At 62.1% G+C, this 19452-nt stretch carries 16 protein-coding genes and 1 pseudogene; 12 read left to right on the top strand and 5 right to left on the bottom strand.

The genetic code is table 11. The annotated features are described in order from the left end of the window. Positions 1-107 precede the first annotated feature (107 nt). Both phaC and AC3I65_RS01490 read left to right on the top strand, forming a co-directional pair. Positions 108-1790 (top strand): class II poly(R)-hydroxyalkanoic acid synthase, encoded by a 1683-nt coding sequence (gene phaC, locus AC3I65_RS01495; protein WP_488523413.1) that lies wholly within the window; start codon positions 108-110, stop codon positions 1788-1790. Positions 1791-1850: 60 nt separating this feature from the next. After that, positions 1851-2471 (top strand): TetR/AcrR family transcriptional regulator, encoded by a 621-nt coding sequence (locus tag AC3I65_RS01490; protein ID WP_076383006.1) that lies wholly within the window; start codon positions 1851-1853, stop codon positions 2469-2471. Positions 2472-2717: 246 nt separating this feature from the next. Here the strand turns inward: AC3I65_RS01490 and AC3I65_RS01485 are convergent, their stop codons facing one another. The 3 genes from AC3I65_RS01485 to AC3I65_RS01475 form a co-directional block, all read right to left on the bottom strand. Continuing rightward, complete coding sequence (locus AC3I65_RS01485; protein WP_076383008.1) at positions 2718-3590, bottom strand: phasin family protein; 873 nt, start codon at positions 3588-3590, stop codon at positions 2718-2720. A 10-nt stretch (positions 3591-3600) separates the two neighbouring features. Continuing rightward, complete coding sequence (locus AC3I65_RS01480) at positions 3601-4023, bottom strand: phasin family protein (RefSeq protein ID WP_076383010.1); 423 nt, start codon at positions 4021-4023, stop codon at positions 3601-3603. Positions 4024-4275: 252 nt separating this feature from the next. Continuing rightward, entirely contained in the window at positions 4276-4551 is a 276-nt protein-coding gene (locus AC3I65_RS01475; protein WP_047225984.1) for a polyhydroxyalkanoic acid system family protein, read from the bottom strand. A 155-nt stretch (positions 4552-4706) separates the two neighbouring features. On the opposite strand from AC3I65_RS01475, the gene ubiE reads away from it, so the two are divergent. The 10 genes and pseudogenes from ubiE to AC3I65_RS01425 all read left to right on the top strand — a co-directional run bounded on the left by ubiE (position 4707) and on the right by AC3I65_RS01425 (position 12786). Further along, positions 4707-5477 (top strand): bifunctional demethylmenaquinone methyltransferase/2-methoxy-6-polyprenyl-1,4-benzoquinol methylase UbiE, encoded by a 771-nt coding sequence (gene ubiE, locus AC3I65_RS01470; RefSeq protein ID WP_047225985.1) that lies wholly within the window; start codon positions 4707-4709, stop codon positions 5475-5477. Continuing rightward, positions 5477-6101, top strand: a pseudogene (locus AC3I65_RS01465) (ubiquinone biosynthesis accessory factor UbiJ). Before ubiE ends, AC3I65_RS01465 begins: the two are co-directional and overlap by 1 nt. Then, positions 6098-7702, top strand: a complete 1605-nt coding sequence (gene ubiB, locus AC3I65_RS01460; RefSeq protein WP_047225986.1) for a ubiquinone biosynthesis regulatory protein kinase UbiB — start codon at positions 6098-6100, stop codon at positions 7700-7702. Before AC3I65_RS01465 ends, ubiB begins: the two are co-directional and overlap by 4 nt. Positions 7703-7783: 81 nt before the next feature. Continuing rightward, positions 7784-8182, top strand: coding sequence for a phosphoribosyl-AMP cyclohydrolase (hisI, locus tag AC3I65_RS01455; protein WP_003196931.1), 399 nt, complete (start codon positions 7784-7786; stop codon positions 8180-8182). Next, entirely contained in the window at positions 8175-8507 is a 333-nt protein-coding gene (locus AC3I65_RS01450) for a phosphoribosyl-ATP diphosphatase (RefSeq protein ID WP_003186671.1), read from the top strand. The genes hisI and AC3I65_RS01450 overlap by 8 nt, the downstream gene beginning before the upstream one ends. A gap of 24 nt (positions 8508-8531) precedes the next feature. Beyond that, on the top strand, positions 8532-8819 hold the full coding sequence (locus tag AC3I65_RS01445) for a twin-arginine translocase TatA/TatE family subunit (RefSeq protein WP_047225988.1): 288 nt from the start codon (positions 8532-8534) through the stop codon (positions 8817-8819). A 10-nt stretch (positions 8820-8829) separates the two neighbouring features. Further along, entirely contained in the window at positions 8830-9249 is a 420-nt protein-coding gene (gene tatB, locus AC3I65_RS01440; protein WP_047225989.1) for a Sec-independent protein translocase protein TatB, read from the top strand. Next, positions 9246-10040 (top strand): twin-arginine translocase subunit TatC, encoded by a 795-nt coding sequence (gene tatC, locus AC3I65_RS01435; protein ID WP_076383016.1) that lies wholly within the window; start codon positions 9246-9248, stop codon positions 10038-10040. The genes tatB and tatC overlap by 4 nt, the downstream gene beginning before the upstream one ends. Further along, positions 10037-10744 carry a 16S rRNA (uracil(1498)-N(3))-methyltransferase gene (locus AC3I65_RS01430; RefSeq protein ID WP_047225991.1) on the top strand — a complete coding sequence of 236 codons (708 nt, stop codon included), beginning with the start codon at positions 10037-10039 and terminating at the stop codon, positions 10742-10744. The genes tatC and AC3I65_RS01430 overlap by 4 nt, the downstream gene beginning before the upstream one ends. A gap of 134 nt (positions 10745-10878) precedes the next feature. Then, a complete protein-coding gene (locus AC3I65_RS01425; RefSeq protein WP_370695183.1) occupies positions 10879-12786 on the top strand; it encodes a methyl-accepting chemotaxis protein in 1908 nt (635 codons plus the stop codon). Positions 12787-12933: 147 nt separating this feature from the next. Here AC3I65_RS01425 and AC3I65_RS01420 read toward each other — a convergent pair whose 3' ends face one another. Together AC3I65_RS01420 and AC3I65_RS01415 are read right to left on the bottom strand one after the other, a co-directional pair. After that, positions 12934-13401 carry a chemotaxis protein CheW gene (locus AC3I65_RS01420; RefSeq protein WP_186655654.1) on the bottom strand — a complete coding sequence of 156 codons (468 nt, stop codon included), beginning with the start codon at positions 13399-13401 and terminating at the stop codon, positions 12934-12936. Beyond that, the gene (locus AC3I65_RS01415) at positions 13394-19312 is read right to left on the bottom strand and encodes an Hpt domain-containing protein (protein ID WP_488523412.1); all 5919 of its coding nucleotides are present in this window, start codon (positions 19310-19312) and stop codon (positions 13394-13396) included. Before AC3I65_RS01415 ends, AC3I65_RS01420 begins: the two co-directional genes overlap by 8 nt. Positions 19313-19452: the final 140 nt, after the last annotated feature.

The following is a 19452-nucleotide window of genomic DNA, read 5'->3' as shown; positions in this document are numbered from 1 at the left end:
CCCAAAAGCGCCTGGCAGGACGCCGGATCGCGCAACTACCCGGAACAGCGACTATGTTGTCTGGTTCGGTGTGTTTGTTTTTAGCCTGATGACGAAGGAGTTGACTCATGCGCGACAAACCGGCGAAGGGTTCCATGCCCGCCCCTGCCAACTTCATCAACGCACAAAGTGCGGTCACCGGCCTGCGGGGCCGGGACCTGCTTTCCACCCTGCGCAGTGTTGCCGTACACGGCTTGCGCAACCCAGTGCACAGCGCCCGGCATGCGTTGAAGTTGGGCAGCCAGTTGGGCCGCGTGCTGCTAGGGGAAACCCTGCACCCCACCAACCCCAACGACAAGCGTTTCGCCGATCCCACCTGGGAGCTCAATCCGTTCTACCGTCGCAGCCTGCAGGCCTACCTGAGCTGGCAGAAACAGATGAAGAGCTGGATCGACGAATGCGACATGAGCCCCGATGACCGTGCCCGGGCTCACTTCGCTTTCGCCCTGCTCAACGATGCTGTATCGCCTTCCAATACCTTGCTCAACCCGCTGGCGGTCAAGGAGCTGTTCAATTCCGGCGGTACCAGCCTGATTCGTGGCATCAGCCACTTGGTGGACGACCTGCTGCACAATGACGGGCTGCCGCGGCAAGTCACCCCCCATGCCTTCGAAGTCGGCAAGACCCTGGCGACTACACCGGGGGCGGTGGTGTTTCGCAACGAAATGCTCGAGCTGATCCAGTACAAGTCCATGAGCGAAAAGCAATACGCCAAGCCGTTGCTGATCGTGCCGCCGCAGATCAACAAGTTCTACATCTTCGACCTGAGCCCTTCCAACAGCTTCGTCCAGTACGCCCTGAAAAACGGTTTGCAGGTGTTCATCATCAGTTGGCGCAACCCCGATGTACGTCATCGCGAATGGGGCCTGTCCAGCTATGTCGAGGCGACGGAAGAAGCCATGAATGTCTGCCGGGCGATCACCGGCGCCCGTGAGGTCAACCTGATGGGCGCCTGCGCCGGCGGCATGACCATCGCTGCCCTGCAAGGCCATCTGCAAGCCAAGCGCCAACTGCGCCGGGTCGCCAGCGCCACTTACCTGGTGAGCCTGCTGGACAGCCAGATGGAGAGCCCGGCCACACTGTTCATTGACGAGCAGACCCTGGAAGCCGCCAAGCGCCGCTCCTATCAGAAAGGCATCCTCGATGGCCGCGACATGGCCCGGGTGTTTGCCTGGATGCGTCCCAATGACCTGATCTGGACTTATTTCATCAACAACTACCTCCTGGGCAAGGAGCCGCCGGCGTTCGACATCCTCTACTGGAACAACGACTGCACCCGACTGCCGGCGGCCTACCATGGCGACCTACTGGACTTCTTCAAGCACAATCCCTTGACCCACCCCGGCGGCCTGGAAGTGTGCGGCACACCGATCGACCTGCAAAAAGTGACGGTGGACAGCTTCAGCGTGGCGGGCATCAATGACCACATCACGCCATGGGACGCGGTCTATCGCTCAACGCTGTTGCTCGGTGGCGAGCGGCGCTTCGTGCTGTCCAACAGCGGTCACGTCCAAAGCATTCTCAACCCGCCGGGCAACCCCAAGGCCAACTACGTCGAAAACCCGAAACTGAGCAGCGACCCGCGAGCCTGGTATTACGACGCCAAGCACATCGAGGGCAGTTGGTGGACCCAGTGGCTGAGTTGGGTCCAGGAACGCTCCGGCGCCCAACACGAAACACAGATGACCCTGGGCAACGCGAACTACCCGCCCCTGGAAGCGGCGCCGGGAACCTATGTGCGCGTGCGCTAAGGGCTCACTCCACGGCCAGACACTGGGCCGTGGCACGATTTCCATCACTAAGAAGACCGGATGAAAACCCGCGACCGCATTCTTGAATGCGCCCTGCAGTTGTTCAATGAGAAGGGCGAACCGAACGTTTCCACCATGGAAGTCGCCAACGAAATAGGCATCAGCCCAGGCAATCTCTATTACCACTTTCATGGCAAGGAGCCCCTGATCCTCGGGTTGTTCGAGCGCTTCCAGAGCGAACTGGCACCGCTGCTGGACCCACCGGCAGATGTACAACTGGCGCCGGAAGATTATTGGCTGTTCCTGCACCTGATCGTCGAACGGCTGGCTCAATACCGGTTTCTGTTCCAGGACCTGTCGAACCTGGCCGGACGCCTGCCAAAACTGGCCAAGGGCATCCGCCAGTTGCTCAACGCCCTGAAACGCACCCTGGCCTCGCTGCTGGCGCAACTCAAGGCCCAGGGGATGCTGGTCAGCGATACCCAGGCATTGGGGCAACTGGTGGAACAGATCACCATGACCTTACTGTTCTCGCTGGACTATCAGCGAATCCTCGACCGCGAGGGTGAAGTTCGACTGGTGGTCTATCAGGTCATGATGCTGGTAGCGCCGCATCTGCCGCCGGCGGCAAAGGTTGCCACCGAGCAACTGGCGTTGCGGTACCTGGAAGAGCACGACTAACGACCAGCAGAGGAAGATCCCTTGTGGGAGCGAGCCTGCTCGCGATGGCGGACGCACATCCAACATCAATGTGGCTGACACACCGCTATCGCGAGCAGGCTCGCTCCCACAATGTTTTCTGGGTGATTTCAGTATTTGCATCACCGCCCCCCCTGTAGGAGCAAGCCCACTTCTGCGGTGCATCAAATGAATACGCATAAAAAAACCCGACCTTCACAGGCCGGGCGTTTTTGTTTGCCCTGGATATCAGGACTGGGTGGTAGGCGTCGATGGAGCCGGCGCAGCGGTCGGGGTAACCGCCGGAGTCGGAGCCGAAGCGGAGTTCGCGGGGCTCGTCGGGGCGGCCGGTTTGGCGGCAGCAGTCGGCGCCTTCGGTGCGGCAGCTTTTGGCGCAGCCGGTTTTTTCACCGCAGGCTTTTTCGCCGCGGCGGGTTTGGCCGCCGCTTTTGCCGCAGGCTTGGCAGCAGGTTTGGCGGCCGCGGTTTTGGCAGCCGGCTTGGCCGCTGCTTTGGTCGCGGGTTTGGCTGCTACCGGCTTGGCCGCTGCCTTGGCGGCAGGTTTGGCGGCTGCGGTTTTCGCCGCCGGCTTGGCCGCTGCTTTTGCCGCAGGCTTAGCGACGGCTTTCGCCGCGGCCTTGACCAATGGCTTGGCTGCCGTCTTGGTGGCAGGTTTGGCTGCCGCAGTCTTGGCCGCCACTGGCGCGACCTTGGCGCCGGTGAGTTTTTCGATCTGCTTGGTCAGGGTGTCGACCTTGCTGTGCAGCGCCTTGACTTCATTGCGGCTCGGCACGCCCAGCCGAGAGATCGCGCTGTTCAGGCGCTTGTCGAAAGCCCCTTCCAGTTCGTCCCACTTGCCCAGTGCGCGATCCTTCACACCGCCGATTCGCGACTTGGCGGACTCGACGGAGTCCTTGGTGGCATCGACTTGTTTGCCGACCGCCGTCTTGGTGAGTTTTTCGGCCTTCTCGCCGTCCTTAACCAGGGACTCGAAGAGTTTGCTGCCGTCAGTGTCAATCTTCGAGTACACGCCTAAACCAGCAAGCCAGATTTTGCGGGAGTATTTTTCAATCTTCCCGGCCCACGAGCTGCCTTCTTTTTCGGTGATTTTTTTGCCAGCCATCCCGTTCTCCTTAATGTTTACGCGCGACACGTTCAAGCAATGCCGTCAGCTCATCGAGCTTAGCAGAGAGTGTCTCAACGTCATGTTTAGACGGAATGCCGATACGATTCAAGGCACTTGCAACACGGGCGTCGAATACCTTCTCGACTTTATCGAGTTGTACTTCAACCCGGGCCTTGAACGTGTTGACGTCAGTCTTGGCTTCAATCAGTTCGCTGTTGGCCGCCTCGAGTTTTCCGGCAATGTTCTTTTTGCCTTTGGTTTCAACAACTTCACCGGCTTTTACCAACTCCTGGAAGTACTCGCTGCCTTCCTGGCCGACCTTGGTGTAGGCGCCCAGGCCCGCCAGCCAGATCTTGCGCGCGTACGTTTTCACGTCGCTGAGCGTGGAAGATTCAACGTCGGTTTTTTTCTTCAAAATAACTTTGGCCATGGTGCACCTCACTCGATAACAGGTTTGAGGAACTGCCCGTACACGGTCGGGCTCAGGCACAAAGTAGTGACAATAATTAGAAACGGCACCCTAACTACTGCCACAGAATCCGAGGTGATGACTTCCCCTGTGGGAGCGAGCCTGCTCGCGATGGCGATAGACCGGCAACATTGATGTTGAATGACACGCCGCTATCGCGAGCAGGCTCGCTCCCACAGGTGAATGAGTGATGAACTTGAGTCATCTCTTCAATCAAGCCAATGCTTTATCCAACGCCTTTTCAATTTCCGTCTTGATCGTGCCGCTCATGGCCGACATCAACATGCCCAGTTCGACATCGACGCGGATCGAGTCCTCGCCCACATGCACCTCGCCTTTGACCCCGGAGCGCTTGAGCTTCAGCGTGTCGCCCGACCACTGCGGCTCCAGGCCATAGCTGTCGGACAGTTTCTGCGCCAACTGGTCGGCTCTGGCGCGGGCCGCATCCTTGCCCAGGCCATGGGCACGCTCAACTGTTATACGGGCCATCTGATGACTCCTGTTTTATCGGGACTTGCCTGCACGTTTCTGACCCTGGCTGCGTCAAAACGTCCCGGCGGTCGCTCATCTTACCTTCAGGCTTGCCAAGACAAAGCCCTCCACCGGGATTAGAATGTCCCGCATTCTTTTTTGGTGACAGCGATATGACTGATCAGCGCAAAGGCAGCGATGCCGAACCCACCACTCACTTCGGCTTCAAGAACGTGCCGGAAAGCCAGAAGGCGGAAAAAGTCGCTGAGGTTTTCCACTCGGTAGCCGCCAAATATGACTTGATGAACGATCTGCTCTCGGGTGGCATGCACCGTCTGTGGAAGCGTTTCGCGATCGAACTGTCGGGTGTGCGCAGCGGCAATCGGGTGCTGGACATCGCCGGCGGCACCGGCGACCTGACGAAGAAGTTCTCTCACATTGTCGGGCCGACCGGTCAGGTGGTGCTCGCTGACATCAACGAGTCCATGCTCAAGGTCGGTCGTGACCGCCTGCTGGACCTGGGTGTGGCCGGCAATGTCGAGTTCGTCCAGGCCGACGCCGAGAAGCTGCCCTTCCCTGACAACCATTTCGATTGCGTCACCATCGCCTTCGGCCTGCGCAACGTCACCCACAAGGAAGACGCCCTGCGCTCGATGCTACGAGTCCTCAAGCCCGGCGGCCGTCTGCTGGTGCTGGAATTCTCCAAGCCGACCAACGCGCTGATGTCCAAGGCCTACGACGCCTACTCGTTCGCCTTCATGCCACTGATGGGCAAGCTGATCACCAACGACTCGGAAAGCTATCGCTACCTGGCCGAATCGATCCGCATGCACCCGGATCAGGAAACCCTGAAGTCGATGATGGTCGAGGCCGGTTTCGACCGCGTGACCTACCACAACATGACCTCGGGCATCGTGGCCCTGCACCGCGGTATCAAGCCCTGATGCTGCTCACCGGCCTGCTCGCCAGCGTCGAACTCGGCGTCAATCGCGTCCTGCGCCTGGACAGTACGGCGCTGGCGCGCCTGGCGCACTTGAGCGGCAAGGTGATTGCGGTGGATTGCCGCAGCCCCGCATTGCGGCTGTTCATCCTGCCCAGCGACGAAGGCCTGATGCTCGCTGCACACTGGGAAGCCGAGGCCCACTGCACCCTGCGTGCCCCGGCATCGAGCCTGGTGAACCTGGCCCTGAGCAAGGACAAGACCGCCGTGCTGCATGGCCCTGAGGTGGAACTGGACGGCGACAGCGGCGTGCTGCTGGAGCTGGCGGCGATTCTCCAGGACCTGGAGCTGGACTGGGAATATGAAGTATCCCGCTGGCTCGGGCCGGTGGCCACTCAGCTACTCAGTGGCCATCTGCGCAGCCGCACGCGCTGGTATCGCCAAGGCTTCGCCAGCCTGGGGCAGAATCTGAGTGAATACCTGGCCGAGGAATCGCGTACTCTCGTAGGCCAACGCGAAGCCGACGCCCGCTTTAATGAACTGGACCAGATCAAACTTGACCTGGAACGTCTCGAGGCGCGTTTCGAGCGCCTTTCCCGCTCCCTTGAAACCAAGCGATAACGCATGAAGCTGCTTGCCGTCCGCCGTTTGTTGCGCATCCAGCGCGTCGTGATCCGCTATCGCCTCGATGACCTGCTGTTCGCCCTGCCGCTGCCCTGGTTTTTGCTGGCGCTGCGCTTCGTGCTGCCGTGGCGCTGGTTTCCCCGGCGAACGCTGGACCTGAGTCGCGGCGCACGCCTGCGCCTGGCCTTGCAGGACCTGGGACCGATCTTCATCAAGTTCGGGCAGATCCTCTCGACTCGTCGCGACCTGTTGCCCGAAGACATCGCCGATGAATTGATGATGCTTCAAGACCGCGTGCCGCCGTTCGATTCAAAGGTGTCGGTGGCCCTGATCGAAGAGCAACTGGGCAAGAAGATCAGCGAAGTGTTCAGCCGTTTCGACGTCGAGCCGTTGGCCTCGGCCTCCGTGGCCCAGGTTCACGCTGCGCAGCTCAAGAGCGGCGAAGAAGTGGTGGTGAAGGTTATCCGCCCGGGTCTCAAGCCGATCATTGCCCAGGACCTGGCGTGGCTGTTCATTCTCGCCCGGGCCGCCGAGCGACTATCGGCCGATGCGCGCCTGTTGCACCCGGTTGACGTGGTCCTGGACTACGAAAAAACCATCTACGACGAACTCGATCTGCTGCGCGAAGCCGCCAACGCCAGCCAACTGCGGCGTAACTTCGAAGGCTCGCCGCTGCTCTATGTGCCGCAAGTCTATTGGGACTGGTGCCGTCCGAAAGTGTTGGTGATGGAGCGTATCTACGGCATCCAGGTCACCGACCTGGCGACCCTGGCCGACCAGCGCACCGACATGAAACTGCTGGCCGAGCGCGGCGTGGAAATCTTCTTCACCCAGGTGTTCCGCGACAGCTTCTTCCACGCCGACATGCACCCGGGGAATATCTTTGTCAGCACCGTGCAACCGTGGAGCCCGCAATACATTGCCATCGACTGCGGCATCGTCGGCAGCCTGACTCCCGAAGACCAGGACTATCTGGCCCGCAACCTGTTCGCCTTCTTCAAGCGCGACTACCGCCGCGTCGCGCAACTGCACATCGACTCCGGCTGGGTGCCGGCCGAGACCAAACTCAACGAATTCGAAGCGGCGATCCGCACGGTATGCGAACCGATCTTCGAAAAACCGTTAAAAGATATTTCATTCGGCCAGGTGCTGATGCGCCTGTTCCAGACCGCGCGTCGCTTCAATATGGAGGTTCAGCCGCAGTTGGTACTGTTGCAGAAAACCTTGCTGAACATCGAAGGCCTTGGTCGCCAGCTATACCCGGACCTGGACCTGTGGAACACCGCCCAGCCGTTCCTCGAACGCTGGATGCGTGAGCGCGTGAGCCCCAAAACCTTGCTGGGCAACGTGCAGAGCCAGTTCGAGCAGCTCCCGCACCTGGCCAACATGACCCGCGACCTGCTCGAACGCATGTCCCAACCCCACGCCCACGATCCCGCGCCGCCGTGGAAAGAGCGCGGGGACGACTGGTTCATGCGCCTGCTCGGCGCCGCTCACCTGGGTGGCGGTGCAGTACTGGCGAGCGGGGGCCCGTTGAGTCAGCTGGGCCACTGGCCCGCCGGCATCATGGTCATCGTTGGTTTGTATCTGGTCGTTCGTCGATAGCCAGCACCGGTTCACGCTGGCACACTGTTTCAAGGCTGGGCCCGTCGACTTGAGATGCGCGGCCCATTGTCGGAGTCGAAGATGAAAAACTGGCAGGACGAGATCAAATGGGACGCTGACGGCCTGGTGCCGGCCATCGCCCAGGATCACAAGACCGGGCGCGTGCTGATGATGGCCTGGATGAACCGTGAAGCGCTGGCCCTGACCGCCGCTGAGAACCGCGCCATCTATTGGTCACGTTCGCGTGGCAAGCTGTGGCGCAAGGGTGAAGAGTCCGGGCACGTGCAGCACCTGCACGAGATGCGCCTGGACTGCGACGGCGACGTCATCATCCTGATGGTCGAGCAGGTCGGTGAGATCGCCTGCCACACCGGCCGTCAAAGCTGCTTCTATCGCGTCTTCGAGAACGGCGACTGGAAAACCGTCGACCCGGTGCTCAAGGACCCGCACGCCATTTATTCAGGACATACCCATGAGTGACACCCTGACCCGCCTGGCCCAGGTGCTGGAAGAGCGCAAAGGCGCAGCGGCCGACAGTTCCTATGTCGCCAGCCTGTACCACAAGGGTTTGAACAAGATTCTGGAAAAGGTCGGTGAAGAGTCGGTCGAGACCATCATCGCCGCCAAGGACGCCGCCATCAGCGGCGACTGCAGTGACGTGATCTACGAGACCGCCGACCTGTGGTTCCATAGCCTGGTCATGCTTGCCCAACTGGGGCAGCACCCGCAGGCTGTACTGGATGAACTGGACCGTCGTTTCGGTCTGTCCGGGCACGTCGAGAAAGCCTCGCGTCCGTCCGCCTGATCAACTTACGAGAGGAATAGCCACATGGGTATTTTTGACTGGAAACACTGGGTCGTCATTCTGGTGGTCGTGGTACTGGTGTTCGGCACCAAGAAACTCAAGAACCTGGGCACTGACGTTGGCGAGTCGATCAAGGGCTTTCGCAAGGCCATGAACGACGACGAAAAACCGGCCGACCCGGCAGCGACGCCCGCTCAACCAGCGCAGCCGAGCCAACCGGTTCACCCACAGGCCACTCAACCTGTGAATGCCCCGCACACCATCGATGTGCAGGCACAGAAAGTCGAAGAGCCGGCCCGCAAAGACTCGTGAGCACTGACTAATGTTTGGGATCAGCTTCACTGAACTGCTGCTCGTCGGCCTCGTCGCCCTGCTGGTACTGGGCCCCGAGCGGCTGCCGGGCGCTGCGCGCACCGCAGGTCTATGGATCGGGCGGCTCAAGCGCAGCTTCAATGCGATCAAACAGGAAGTTGAACGTGAAATCGGGGCCGACGACATTCGTCGGCAACTGCACAACGAACACATTCTGTCTCTGGAGCAGGAAGCGCGGAAAATCTTCACCCCGACCCAGCAGGAGCCGACACCGGTTCAGCCGGCGGTCGAGCCGACGATTGCCCCCCAGGCGCCGGTGGATGACACGCCGCCTGTAGCAGCCGCGCCCGCGAACCCCGTGGAGCCCGCCCCGACAGTGGCGGCACCAGCCGTTCCTAACGACCCTACTTTGCCGCCGCGAGCCCCATGAGCGATATTCCTGAAAACGACCAGCCGATGCCGCTGGTATCGCACCTCACCGAGTTGCGCACCCGCCTGTTGCGTTGCGTGGCGGCGATTTTCGTCATCTTCGCCGGGCTGTTTGCCTTCACCCAACAGATCTACACCTTCGTTTCCACACCGCTGCGCCAGTACCTGCCGGAAGGCGCGACGATGATCGCCACCGACGTGTCGTCACCGTTCCTGACGCCGCTCAAGCTGACGATGATGGTCTCGTTGTTCCTGGCGATCCCGGTGATCCTGCACCAGATCTGGGGCTTCATCGCGCCAGGCCTGTACAAGCATGAAAAACGCGTTGCCGTGCCGCTGCTGGTGTCCAGCATTCTGCTGTTCTACACCGGCATGGCCTTCGCCTACTTCTTCGTATTCCCGTTGATCTTCAAGTTCTTTGCCGCCGCCACTCCCGCGGGCGTGGAAATGATGACCGACATCACCAGCTACCTGGATTTCGTCATGACGCTGTTCTTCGCCTTCGGCGTGGCGTTCGAAATCCCAGTAGCCGTGGTACTGCTGGTGTGGATCGGCGTGGTCGACGTTGCGTACCTGAAGAAAATTCGTCCGTACGTGATCATCGGCTGCTTCGTGGTCGGCATGATCCTGACCCCGCCGGACATCTTCTCCCAGACCCTGCTCGCCGTGCCGATGTGGCTGCTGTTCGAGATCGGCATCCTGTTCGGCGGTCTGGTGCGCAAGCGCCGGGAAGAAGCAGACGATCAGCCGGTCGACGACCATAACGACCAGCCGCCAGCGACCCAAGCGTGAACCTGCTGCTGCTTGAAGAGGCCGACTTCATCGGGCCTGACCGCGTCGTGCTGAGCGATCGCCGCTTGACCCACATGCAGCAAGTGCACCGTAGCGCCGTCGGTGACAGCCTGCGGGTCGGGCGTATCGGCGGGTTGATGGGCACGGCCCAGGTGCTGCGCCTGGAAGCCCATGAAGCCGAACTGCAAGTGACACTCGACCAACCTGCGCCGGTCAAGCTGCCACTGACACTGGTGCTGGCCCTGCCTCGACCGAAAATGCTCCGGCGAGTGCTCCAGACCATCGCCAGCATGGGCGTGCCGCGCGTGGTACTGGTCAACAGTTACCGCGTGGAAAAGAGCTTCTGGCAGACCCCGTTCCTGGAGCCCGAGGCCATTCGCGAACAACTGATCCTTGGCCTGGAGCAGGCGCGCGACAGCGTGCTGCCGGAGATCATCATCGAAAAGCGCTTCAAGCCCTTCGTTGAAGACCGCCTGCCGGCCATGGCGAACGGCACCTGCGGTCTGGTCGGCCATCCGGGGAACTACCCCCCCTGCCCTCGCGCGCTGGACGAACCCGTGACCCTGGCCATCGGCCCCGAAGGCGGCTGGATTCCTTACGAAATCGACCTGCTGGCCAAGGCCGGACTGCAACCGGTACAACTGGGCGAACGCATCCTGCGCGTCGAAACCGCCGTTACCGCGCTGCTCGCACGGTTGTTCTGACCCCCTGCCGCTTGCCCGTTTTTTGTGGCGAGCGCCAGGATTCTCAGTTCATTTCTACAGATCCCTCCCGCCCCGCCGATACAGCTCCCATAAAACCAATTCAGTGCAGCAAGGGAGAAATCAGCATGTTCCGAATGCTTACCCAGAGTCTGGGAAACGTAAGCGTCAATCGCAAACTCGGCTTCGGCTTCGGTCTGGTGCTATTTCTAACCTTGATGATCGCTTTCACCGGTTGGAGCGGCCTGGGCAATGTCATTAGCCGTGGCGACAAGCTGGGCTACATTTCCAGCCTGAACGAGTTGAGCAAGGACCTGCGCCTGGCACGCCTGGACTACTACACCACGCGGGGTGAAAACGGTCCGCAGGAAGTCAACGATCTGCTTGCCAAACTCGAGACCGGCCTGACCGCAGCCCGCCAGATGATCGAGCAGCCGGCCGACGTGGCGCTGATCGACAAACAACTGGCCGCTGTGGCCGAGTACAAAAGCGCCTTCGCCGAGATGGCCAGCGCCACCGTCAGTCGCGAAGATGCCCGCAGCAAACTCGGCGCCAGCGCCGACAACGCCGTGGCCCGCGTCGCCGAGGTTGAAAAAGCCACGCTGCAAAGCGAGAACGTCGCCCAATTCAACAGCGTGGTATCCCTGAGCAAGGCGATCCAGCAAGCGCGTTATCAGGTTCGCGGCTACACCTACAGCGGTAAGAACGAAGCCCAGCAACCGGCCCTTGACGCCATTACCGATGCCCTCAAACTTCTCGCACGCCTACCGGCGCAGTTGCCTGAGGAGCACTCCGCCAACCTGCAGCAAGCCAGCGATTCGATCAACGCCTACCGTGCGGCGGTCAGTCAGTTTCGCGATTCCCAGCTTGATACCGCCGCGGCGCTCAAGCGCATGACCGAGCAAGGCGAAGTATTGCTTGAGTCCAGCAAAAGCCTGACCGTGTCCCAGACCGCCGTGCGCGACCAGGACGCCGCCCAGGCCAAGACCGTCCTGGTATCGGCTGCCGTGCTGGCCATGTTGTTCGGCGTGATCGCAGCATTGGTCATCACCCGGCAGATCGTCGGCCCGCTGGACCAGACCCTCAAAGTCGCCGAGCGCATTGCCGCGGGCGACCTGACCCACAACCTCACCTCCGAGCGCCGCGACGAACTCGGTCAATTGCAGCGCGCCATGCAGAGCATGACCGTGGGCCTGCGGCAGTTGATCGGCGGCATCAGCGACGGCGTTACACAAATCGCCAGCGCCGCCGAACAACTCTCGGCCGTGACCGAGCAGACCAGCGCCGGGGTCAACAGCCAGAAAGTGGAAACCGACCAGGTCGCCACCGCCATGCACGAAATGACCGCCACGGTGCAGGAAGTGGCGCGCAATGCCGAGGAAGCTTCCGAAGCGGCCGTCGCGGCTGACCAGCAGGCACGCGAGGGTGAAAAAGTGGTCGGCGAAGCCATCGCCCAGATCGAACGCCTGGCCCTCGAAGTGGGTAACTCCACCACAGCCATGGGCGACCTCAAGCGCGAAAGCGACAAAATCGGCAGCGTGCTGGACGTGATCAAGTCCGTAGCCCAGCAAACCAACCTGCTGGCCCTCAACGCGGCCATCGAAGCGGCCCGTGCGGGCGAAGCCGGACGTGGTTTCGCGGTGGTGGCTGACGAGGTCCGCAGCCTGGCCCAGCGCACCCAGAAGTCCACAGAAGAAATCGAAGAACTGATCGTCGGCCTGCAGTCAGGCACCGAGCAGGTCGCGACCATCATGGACAACAGCCGCAGCCTGACCGACAACAGCGTCGAACTGACCCGCCGCGCCGGTGGATCCCTGGAAAACATCACCCGCACGGTCTCGGCCATTCAGTCGATGAACCAGCAGATCGCCGCTGCGGCCGAGCAGCAGAGTGCCGTGGCCGAGGAGATCAACCGCAGCGTGCTGAATGTGCGCGATGTGTCGGAGCAAACTGCGTCGTCCAGTGAAGAGACGGCCGCTTCGAGCGCTGAATTGGCCCGGTTGGGGGTTCATTTGCAGACGTTGGTGGGGCGGTTCAGGGTTTGATGACTTGGGACTGCTTACTTGAGTTTTGTGTGTATATCCGTTGCTGCGGTAACGGCGGCAATGGATATGTACTCAGTCAACAAAACCCTGGCCGGCTATCAGCCCGACTTCGCGAGCAAGCCCGCCCCCACAGGTACCGTGTCTGACCTAGTTTTTTGCCAACCCCGAGGCAACGACCAACTCTTCCAGGGCCAACAAATCCGGCACCTTCGCCACATGCTCGCCCACTTGTACCGCCGCCTGTTCCAGCCCACACAGCGGTACATCGACGTAGCTCAGCTGGGTGTCGAGTTTGTAGGAACGCGGGATACCCTGGACCAGCAGCGCAATGAACCGCAACTCCGGGCGCCCGCCCAGTGCATTGAGCACGACGATGCGCGCACGCTCGCCGATCACGGTTTTCTGGCCGCAGGCCGACTCGAAACTCAGCAACGGGATTTGCCGTTCGCGCCAGCTCACCCAACCCAGGAACCACGGCGGAGTGTCCATATCGAACGCGCTGCTCTGGTAGTCGATCAGCTCGGCCACGGCCACGTTGGGTAAAATCAGGTGCCGGTCGGCCAGGGGTAGCAGCAGCCCAGTGATGTGCCCGGTACGCGGGTGAAGGTCATGCATGGGTTTTGCTCCAGCGGGCGATGCTGTCGAGCAGCACCGATTCCTGGTACGGCTTGCCCAGGTAGTCGTTGACGCCGATGGCCATGGCGCGGTCGCGGTGTTTCTGGCCGGTGCGGGAGGTGATCATGATGATCGGCAGGTGGGCCAGGCGCGGGTCATTGCGTACTTGCGTGGCCACTTCGAAGCCGTCCATGCGCGGCATTTCGATGTCCAGCAACATCAGGTCGGGGGAGTGTTCGGCCAGCAGCGCCATGGCATCCACGCCATCCTTGGCGGTGAGCACGTGCATGCCGTGGCGCTCCAGCAGGCGGCTGGTGACCTTGCGGACCGTCACCGAGTCGTCCACCACCAGCACCAGCAATGCTCGCGGGTGTTCGCCCTCGCCTTGCGCCGCTGCCGGGCGGCGTGGGACCTGATGAGGCAAGGCGCGGATCGGCGCCAACAGGTCGAGAATCAACACCACCCGGCCATCGCCCAGGATCGTCGCCCCCGACAAGCCCTGCACCGCCGAAAATTGCGGGCCGAGGCTCTTGACCACGATCTCCCGGGTCCCAGCGGTAGCGTCCACTTGCACCGCGATATGCCGCTCGCTGCATTGCATCAGCAGCACCGGCAACGGTTGGCTCTGGCCCAACAGTTTCGGGCGAGCGCCGGTTTTCAATAGCTCACCCAGGTAGCACAGCTCATAGCGTTGCCCGGCGTAGGTGTAGGTCGGCGGGTCGAGCTGGTAATAGCCATCCAGTTCAGCGGGCAACACCCGGACGATACTTTCGATGGTGTTCAGTGGGATCGCGTACTGGTCTTCGTGACATTGCACCATCAACGCCCGGTTGACCGCCACGGTAAACGGCAGGCGAATGCGGAAATGCACGCCCTGCCCCGGCGTAGAGTCGATGACCATACTGCCACCCAGTTGCCGCACCTCTTCATGGACCACGTCCATGCCGACGCCGCGCCCGGAAATCTGGGTGATTTTTTCGGCGGTGGAAAAGCCCGGCTGCAAGATGAATTGCAGCACGTCGCGGTCGCTGATGTCGCTGTCCGGTGCCAGCAGACCACGCTTGATCGCCTTGCTGCGCACCGCCTCCAGCGGCACGCCGGCGCCGTCGTCGCGAATGTCGAAAATGATGTCGCCACCTTCCCGGGACAGGTCGAGGCTGATGCGCCCCCGGGCCGGTTTCCCGGCAGCGATGCGCACGTCGGCTGGCTCCAGGCCGTGGTCGACGGCGTTGCGCAGCATATGCTCCAAGGGCGCGGCCATGCGCTCCAGCACGCTACGGTCCATTTCGCCTTCAGCATTGCCAACCACGAACTCCACGTCCTTGCCCAACTCCTGCGCCACTTGCCGCACGATGCGTTTGAGGCGCGGCAACATGCGCTCGAACGGCACCATGCGCGTGCGCATCAACCCTTCCTGAAGTTCGGTATTGACCCGCCCCTGCTGTTGCAGCAGGTTCTCAGCGTCGTGATTGCTGCGTTCGAGGGTTTCCTTGAGATCGAGCAAGTCCGAGGCCGATTCGAACAGCGCCCGGGACAATTGCTGCAACTGGGAATGCCGGTCCATCTCCAGCGGGTCGAATTCTTCGTAGCCAAGACGCTCGGCCTCGACCTGCTGGCGACTGAGGATCCGGCCCTGGGTTTCGGTATCAAGACGGCGCAACTGGTCGCGCATGCGCTCGATGGTGGTTTCCATCTCGCCCAGGGCCACGCGCGCGTCGTTGACCTGCTGTTCGATACGCCCACGGAAAATCGAGGTTTCCCCAGCCAGGTTCACCAGGTCGTCAAGCAGTTCGGCGGAGACCTTGACCATGTCCGCGCCGTCGCTCGGGGTGCCGGTCTCAGGCCTTGTGGGCGCAGGCGGCGGGGTCGGGGCCGGTTCCGGCGCGGGGACGACTTTGGGCGTCTCGCTGTCCTGCGGATGATTTACCGCCTGGATCTGCGCGATCAGCCGGTCGGCAACGGGGCAGGGGTGGCCGGCGCGTACCGCATCGAGCATCTGCGCCAGCCGGTCGTGGCTGCTTTGCAGCAAGGCGAACAGCGCTGGAGTCGGTTGGAGCAGCCCCGCCGACAAGCCTTCATAGAGATTTTCCAGCTCATGGGCCAGGTCGCCGATGGGGACGATTTCCACCATCCGCGCTCCACCCTTGAGGGTGTGCAAATCCCGCAACAGCGTTTCCAGGGCCTGACGGTTCGATGGTTCGTCCTGCCAGCGCAGCAGCGCTGAGCCTGCGCTGTCGAGAATGTCGAAACCTTCTTCGAGGAAGATTTCCAGCAGCTCCGGGTCATGTCCGGCCCCCTCGCCCTGGATCGCCCCTGCCGAATCGATTGGGTTCGGCTTGTCCTGACGGAACCGGCGAATGGCGTCGATCAGCGCAACGGGATCGCCCAACGGCTGGCCCTGCTGCAACTGCCCGAGCAGCAGATCGAGGCGTTCGTGACTGCTGCTGAGCAGTTGCTCGAGTTCCTCGCTGTGGCTGTAACGGCGGTCCACCAGCCCTTCGTAGAGATTTTCCAGCTCCTGGGCCAGGTCGCTCACCGGCCGGATATCGGCCATTCGTGCGCCGCCCTTGAGGGTGTGCAAGTCGCGTTGCAACGAGGACAGCGGCGCTGCGTTGTCCGGGTCGGCCAGCCAACGTTGCAGGGCCTGGGCGGCGCTTTCGAGGATGTCCTGCGCCTCTTCGAGGAAGATCGAGGCAATGTCGTCGTCCACTGAGGTCTCAGCAGGGGCGCTGCGCTGCAGTTCCGCTGTCGCGTTACCCAGTTCGCGGATGCTCAGGGTGCGGCTGCCATCGCTGCGGATCAGGCCGGTGGCGGATGGGTCCAGGCTCTCTTGGAGCAAGCCGCGCAGGGCCTGCACCCGCTCGGGCTGCGAGTGCACGTGTTGCCCGGCGGCCAATTCATCGAGCATATCGATCAAGGCTTCATGGGCGCGCTGCGCTTCCTGGAAAAACACGTCGCTGACTGCCAGGCTGCTTTCCTCCACTGCGCCATAGAGATCGAGCAAGGCTTCACAGAGCTCGTCCACCGGGTGCAAGTCGGCCAAGTGCGCGCCTTCGCCGAGGGTGGTCAGCTCGTCCAGCAGTGCACTGAGTTCCTGGCCTTCGCCGGGGTGCTGCTGCCAACGGCGCAACAGGTTTTCGGCATCGAGCAGGATGTCCATGCCCTGGGCGAGGAAGTTGTTGATCAGTTGGGGATCGCGCTTGGTCCGCAAGCCTTTGTCCGGTGCACTGAGGGCCGTTTGCAGGCGCTCGGCCAGCAGCGTTTGGGTTCGCTGGATCAGCTCTTCTGCGCCGGGGATCGGCGCCAGGGGGTCACCGTGCAACTGACGCAAGCCCAGGCGCAACAGGCCCTCGGCCTCCAGCAGCAATTCAGTTTCATCAAGGTCGAGGGCGATCAGGTGCGCCTTGTATTCCCGGGCCAACTGGTCCATCGCGCCGGCCAGCTCGGCAATCGGCAACACGCCGGCCATTGATGCGCTGCCCTTGAGGGTATGCAAGGCTCGCTGCAATTCGTCGTTGGCCTGCAGCGGCAAGTGTTCGGCGGCCTGGTCGAGAAAGCGATTGAGGCTGGCAAGGTGACCCTGGGCTTCGTTGTCGAATATCTTCAGCAACAACGGGTCAAGGGCGGCGACATCCTGGGCGTCTTCATCGTCATCGACGCCCTTTGCCAGCGCATGGGCACGGGCCGCCAGACGGTCGACATCGTTGCGCTGACGCTGGCGGTTGTCTGCAAACTCGCTCACCAGGGCCGGTAGCAACTGCACCGTGTCATCGAGCAACTGCCGGACCGCAGCACCCGGCTCAACACTGCGCTCCAGCACCCGGTTGAGCAGGTTTTCCACAGCCCAGGCCAGCTCTCCCAAGACCAGCGCCCGCACCATCCGACCGCTGCCCTTGAGGGTATGGAAGGCCCTGCGCAATTCGGCCAGGGCGCCATGGTCGTCAGGGTGAGCGGCCCAGCGCGGCAGGTATTCGCGCAAAACGTCGAGTACCTCGTCGGCTTCTTCAAGGAAGACCTCGCGCAGCTCGTCGTCCACCGGATGCTCGTCCAACGGCGGCGGCAGCAGGCTACCCGGCGTGCTCTGGGCCGGCGGGTTGACCGCCGAGACCGGGCTGGCCAGCATTTGGGCCAAGGACTGCACGGTCTGCGGGTCATCCAGCTCCTGCAAGTCCTGCATGACCTGAGCCTCGTTAGGGCTCAGCACATCGTCAAGCAACGGCACCCGGGCTTCGTCGGGAAAATAACCGAGGGCACCCAGGCTGCGCTCGACCACGTCCAACAAGGGTTCGCCGGGCGTGTCCGGGTCTTCGCTCAAACGTTCCAGGTAATATTCGAGGCCGGTGATTACGTCGGCCAAGTGATCGAGTTCTTCCCAGCCCGGCTGGGCGTGATCCAACAGCAGATGCTCGCGAATGAAACCATTGCACGCCTCCACAAGGCTGGCGGCGCGGCTCAAGGGGATCATCGCCAGCGCCCCGCGCACCTGGGTCAGCAACGCCGGTAGCGCTTGCAGTTGTTCGCTGTTCCAGTCGGCGTCGATGTAGTCGACGATCATGTCCTTGGCCTGTTGCAGGCAGGTGTGGGCTTCCTTGATGACGATCTGGTGGATCTGGGTCAGGTCTGTGGTGGGCAGGTGGCTGTCTTCAGGGCTCTCGGGCTCGACGGTGCCGACCATGCCGGCCAGAGTGGCCTCGACGTAGAGCAAGGCCCCGGCGACATCCATGAGCGTCGCGTCATCCGGCTCGCGATGACCTTGGGCGAGGCTCAGGACCACCGCCAATTGATCGATGATCACTTTTCGCGGCTGACCGAAGCCGAGCACCGCCAGGGTGTCGGCGATCTGTCGCAGGGGCGCCAGCAGGCTGTCCAGCTCCGAGGCGTGCTGGCGGTCACTGCGCACGAACAGGTCGAGCCGCTCCTTGACCCGCACCAGCTCTTCGCAGAGTGCGGCGAGCACCGAGCGCATGGCATCGCGGTCCGGTCCGGCCAGGCGTGCGCGTTCTTCGTCGACCATGGCGCTGTCGGGCAGCGCGTCGTCCAGTGAGTAGCGTTCTTTCATGATCTGCATCTGCCCGCTGGGATGTTCGGCCTTGGCAATATAGAACAACAAACTCGTCAGCAACTGTGGCGGCGCCGGTTGATTGATGCCTTGCAGGCCCTGGTCCAACAGGCGCTTGAGTTCCTTGTCCGCTTCCTTGAATAAGCTGCGCAGGGCCGGGCTATTGGCGATACGCCCCTCGCGCATGCCTTCGACCAGGGCCGACGCCACCTGCCACAGCGCATTGAGCGGTGCGGCGGCGCACAGCCCTTCCAGGCGGTGGAAGACCTTGGCCAGATAGCCGAGATGGGTGGCGTCGTCCTGTTCGCGCAACAGCCCCACCAGGGCCACTTGCAGGGTCTGGCGCAGTTTGCGCAAGGTGTTGGGCAGGTCAGGCGGTTCGAGTCGCTTCAAGGCCTCGTCACTGAGCGGCGCGATCAGCGGTAACTCTGGACTGAACAGGCTGGTCTCCGACAACAGGCTCTCGCCCCGGGCGCTGCGCAAATCATTGATCAATGGCAGCACCACCAACGGCAGATCGCGGCGGGCACCTTGGATGCGGTCCAGATAGATCGGCAACTGCCCAAGGGCCTGGCTCAACAGACTGATGGCTTCGTCGCGATGGGCGATGCGGTTGTCCTGCAGGGCGACGCATAGCTGTTCCATCTCCTCGGCCAGCAGCGCGGCACCATAGAACTCGACCATCTGCAGGCCGCCGTGCACCTGATGAATGCACGCCAGGCAATGCGCGAGGGCATCCGCCGCCTGCGGGTCGTCCACCAGGCGGTTGAGCGCCAGATGGGCCTGCTTCAGCGTTTCGGCAATCTCGCCCTTGACCCACTCCAGGGCCACATAGTCGTGCCGATCACCCATAACCACTCCAAATCAACAGTCTAAGACGCAGGAACATCAGCCCTTGTGGCGAGGGGATTTATCCCCGCTGGGCTGCGAAGCGGCCCCCTGCAATGCAGAATCCAACATCTATGTCCCAGACTGGCTATTTTGGGACTGCT

This window comes from Pseudomonas sp. N-1-13 (assembly GCF_057787095.1).
The sequence above is the reverse complement of the archived record's forward strand: the minus strand, read 5'-3'. Positions and strand labels throughout refer to the sequence as shown.